Annotated in this window: 4 protein-coding genes; all 4 read left to right on the top strand. The window is 64.1% G+C overall.

Translation table 11 applies throughout. The annotated features are described in order from the left end of the window. Positions 1 to 392: 392 nt before the first annotated feature. Positions 393 to 767, top strand: coding sequence for a 30S ribosomal protein S12 (gene rpsL / locus CKO31_RS25360; protein ID WP_200243488.1), 375 nt, complete (start codon positions 393 to 395; stop codon positions 765 to 767). A 188-nt stretch (positions 768 to 955) separates the two neighbouring features. After that, positions 956 to 1,426 carry a 30S ribosomal protein S7 gene (rpsG, locus tag CKO31_RS25355; RefSeq protein WP_200243477.1) on the top strand — a complete coding sequence of 157 codons (471 nt, stop codon included), beginning with the start codon at positions 956 to 958 and terminating at the stop codon, positions 1,424 to 1,426. A gap of 68 nt (positions 1,427 to 1,494) precedes the next feature. Then, entirely contained in the window at positions 1,495 to 3,591 is a 2,097-nt protein-coding gene (fusA, locus tag CKO31_RS25350) for an elongation factor G (RefSeq protein ID WP_200243470.1), read from the top strand. Positions 3,592 to 3,618: 27 nt separating this feature from the next. After that, a partial coding sequence (locus tag CKO31_RS25345; RefSeq protein WP_242475687.1) for a GTP-binding protein occupies positions 3,619 to 3,745 on the top strand: 127 nt, incomplete at its 3' end.

Here is a 3,745-nt window from a genome sequence, read left to right as displayed (position 1 = left end):
ATCAAGGCCAACAGCGATGATTCCGTCGCCGCGACCACCGCCAAGCTCGCCCGACGCGTGCGCCGGGTGTTCGACTATTTCCTCATGACCGACAACACCAAGCCCCGCGCCTGCCGCGCAGCCGCGGCGGGAGGCTAGAACGGTTTTGCCGTGGACAAAAAGGCCCTGCTGGTTGACAGCAAAAGGCGGTCTTGTTACGCTTCTCTTCTTAGCTCGCCGGCCAATGCGCCGGCGCGTTTTTTCCCGGGGTTCGAGCCTCAGCCAGGCGCACAACCTCGCTTTTTTGCTTCCTGATTTTCGTTCGTACCCGCATGGCCCAGTCAAGGCTGCGGCGCTGCGGGCTCGGGTGGCGTCGTGCGTTGCGATGTTACCCGGTTTGGATGGAGCGTTTCATGGCGACTATCAATCAGCTCGTCCGTAAGCCGCGTAAGCGCCGGGCGGAGAAAAGCAGTGTGCCGGCACTGGAGGCCTGCCCGCAAAAGCGTGGTGTCTGCACGCGGGTCTATACGACCACGCCGAAGAAGCCGAACTCCGCGCTGCGCAAAGTCGCGCGCGTGCGGCTCACCAACGGCTATGAGGTGGCGTCCTACATCGGCGGCGAGGGGCATAACCTCCAGGAGCACTCCGTGGTGCTGATCCGCGGGGGGCGTGTCAAGGACCTTCCCGGCGTGCGCTATCACACCGTCCGCGGGACGCTGGATACCACGGGCGTCGAGAAGCGTCGTCAAGGCCGCTCCAAGTACGGCGCCAAGCGCCCGAAGAGCTAACAGCGGCGACAATTGGGGGCGCTGGGTAGAGCCGCGCTGTACGGGGCGTCCGTCGGCCGCCGATCGTCCTTTCGAGCCCCTTCACGACAAATTGAGCACAAAGCGTCGCGGGCGCTGATGGCTCGGGCGGCAGGCTGCCGCGCACCATCCACGCTAGCGCATAAGAACTGGTCGGAGCCAAACCCAAGATGCCGAGAAGACGCGTCATCTCCAAGCGCCAGATCCTGCCGGATCCCAAGCACGGCAGCGAGCTGCTTGCGAAGTTTATCAACATGCTGATGGAAGACGGCAAGAAGGCTGTCGCCGAGCGCATCATGTATGGCGCGCTGGAGCGTGTCTCCGAGAAGAAGGGTGTCGACCCGCTGGAGACGCTGAGCGCAGCCATGGAGAACGTCCGGCCGGCCGTGGAGGTCAAGTCCCGGCGCGTCGGCGGTGCCACCTATCAGGTGCCTGTGGAGGTGCGGCCGACTCGCCGTAACACCTTGGCGATGCGCTGGCTGATCGACGCCTCCCGTAAGCGCTCGGAGAAGTCCATGGCGTTGCGACTGGCTGGCGAGCTCATGGACGCCGGCGACGCGCGGGGCACGGCCGTGAAGAAGAAGGAAGACACGCATCGGATGGCGGAGGCCAACAAGGCCTTCTCACACTATCGCTGGTAGGCGCATTCGAGTCCTGGGTCCATTCGGCGCAGGGCAGCACCGCAACCATCAGACAGGCGGACAGAGCCGTGGCACGTAGTACACCCATCGATCGGTACCGGAATCTCGGCATCATGGCCCACATCGATGCCGGCAAGACGACGACCACAGAGCGCATCCTGTTCTACACCGGCTTGTCCCACAAGATCGGCGAGGTGCACGACGGCGCCGCCGTCATGGACTGGATGCAGCAGGAGCAGGAGCGTGGCATCACGATCACCTCCGCGGCGACCACCTGCTTCTGGCAGGGCATGGACAAGCAGTATCCGGAGCACCGGATCAACATCATCGACACGCCCGGACACGTCGACTTCACCATCGAGGTGGAGCGCTCGCTGCGGGTGTTGGATGGTGCCTGCGCGGTGTTCTGTGCCGTCGGTGGCGTGGAGCCGCAGTCTGAGACCGTTTGGCGCCAGGCCGACAAGTACGGCGTGCCGCGGCTTGCGTTCGTGAACAAGATGGATCGCATGGGCGCCAACTTCCTGCGCGTGGTGCAGCAGGTCAAGGAGCGCCTGGGTGGCCATGCCGTGCCGATCCAGCTGCCCATCGGCGCCGAGGACGACTTCGCCGGCATCGTCGACCTGGTCCGGATGAAAGCCATCTACTGGGACGACACCTCCAAGGGCATGACCTACGAGGAGCGCGACATCCCTGAAGACATGGTCGACCTGTGCAACGAGTGGCGCGAGACCATGGTCGAGGCCGTCGCCGAGGCCGACGAAGAGATGATGGAGCGCTATCTCGAAGACGGGGAGCTGACCGACGCGGAGATCAAGAAGGGGCTGCGCGCGCGCACCCTGGCCAATGAGATCGTGCCCATGCTCTGTGGCTCGGCGTTCAAGAACAAGGGCGTGCAGGCCATGCTGGATGCGGTCATCGACTACATGCCCGCGCCGCGTGATGTGCCGGCCATTCAGGGTGTGCTCGACGACGCCGCGGAAACCGTCGAGGAGCGTCCGTCCACCGACGATGCGCCCTTCGCCGCATTGGCCTTCAAGATCGCCACCGACCCCTACGTCGGCACCCTGACCTTCTTCCGGGTGTACTCCGGTGTGCTGAGCTCCGGCGACACGGTGCTCAACCCGGTCAAGAGCAAGAAAGAGCGGGTCGGGCGCATCCTGCAGATGCACTCCAACGACCGCAAAGAGATCAAAGAGGTCCGTGCCGGCGACATCGCGGCGGCCGTGGGTCTGAAGGACGTGACCACCGGCGACACGCTCTGCGCCGTGGCCAAGCCCATCACCCTGGAGCGGATGGAGTTCCCGGAGCCCGTCATCTCCGTGGCGGTGGAGCCGAGGACCAAGAGCGATCAGGAAAAGATGGGCGTGGCGCTGTCGAAGCTGGCGCAGGAAGACCCGTCCTTCCGGGTGCGCTCCGACGAGGAGTCCGGGCAGACCATCATCTCCGGCATGGGCGAGCTGCATCTGGAGATCATCGTCGACCGCCTGAAGCGCGAGTTCAATGTCGAGGCCAATGTCGGTGCCCCGCAGGTCAGCTATCGCGAGACCATCCGCGCCAACGTGCAGCAGGAGACCAAGTTCGCGCGTCAGTCCGGTGGTCGCGGCCAGTACGGGCACGTGTACATACGCCTGGAGCCGCAGGAGCCGGGGGCGGGCTACGAGTTCGTCAACCAGATCGTCGGGGGCGTCATCCCCAAGGATTACATCCCGGCGGTGGACAAGGGCATCCAGGAGGCGATGGCGAACGGTGTCTCCTATGGCTTCCCGATGGTGGACGTCAAGGTCACGCTCTACGACGGCTCTTACCACGAAGTCGACTCCAGCGAGATGGCATTCAAGATCGCCGGCTCCATGGCGCTCAAAGAGGGCGCTGCCAAGGCCAAGCCGGTACTGCTCGAGCCCGTCATGAAGGTCGAGGTGGTGACGCCGGAAGACAACATGGGCGACGTCATGGGCGACCTGAACAGCCGCCGCGGCATGATCCAGGGTATGGACGACGCACCGTCCGGAAAAATCATCCGCGCCGAGGTGCCCTTGGCATCCATGTTCGGCTATGCCACCGACCTGCGCTCGGCGACCCAGGGCCGCGCGACCTACAGCATGGAATTCGCCAAATACAGCGAAGTGCCGGCGAGCATCGCGGAAGCCGTCACCAAGAAGCAGTAACCGATTTCGACTCGAGGGGAACAGGCCATGTCCAAATCAAAATTCGAGCGCAAGAAGCCACACGTGAACGTGGGCACCATTGGTCACGTCGACCACGGCAAGACGACGCTGACGGCGGCGATCACGGTGCACCAGGCGAAGAAGTTCGGTGGTG

Source organism: Thiohalocapsa halophila (genome assembly GCF_016583825.1).
In the GTDB taxonomy this organism is placed as follows: domain Bacteria; phylum Pseudomonadota; class Gammaproteobacteria; order Chromatiales; family Chromatiaceae; genus Thiohalocapsa; species Thiohalocapsa halophila.
Note: the sequence above shows the minus strand (reverse complement) of the source record. Positions and strands in the feature narration are given on the sequence as shown.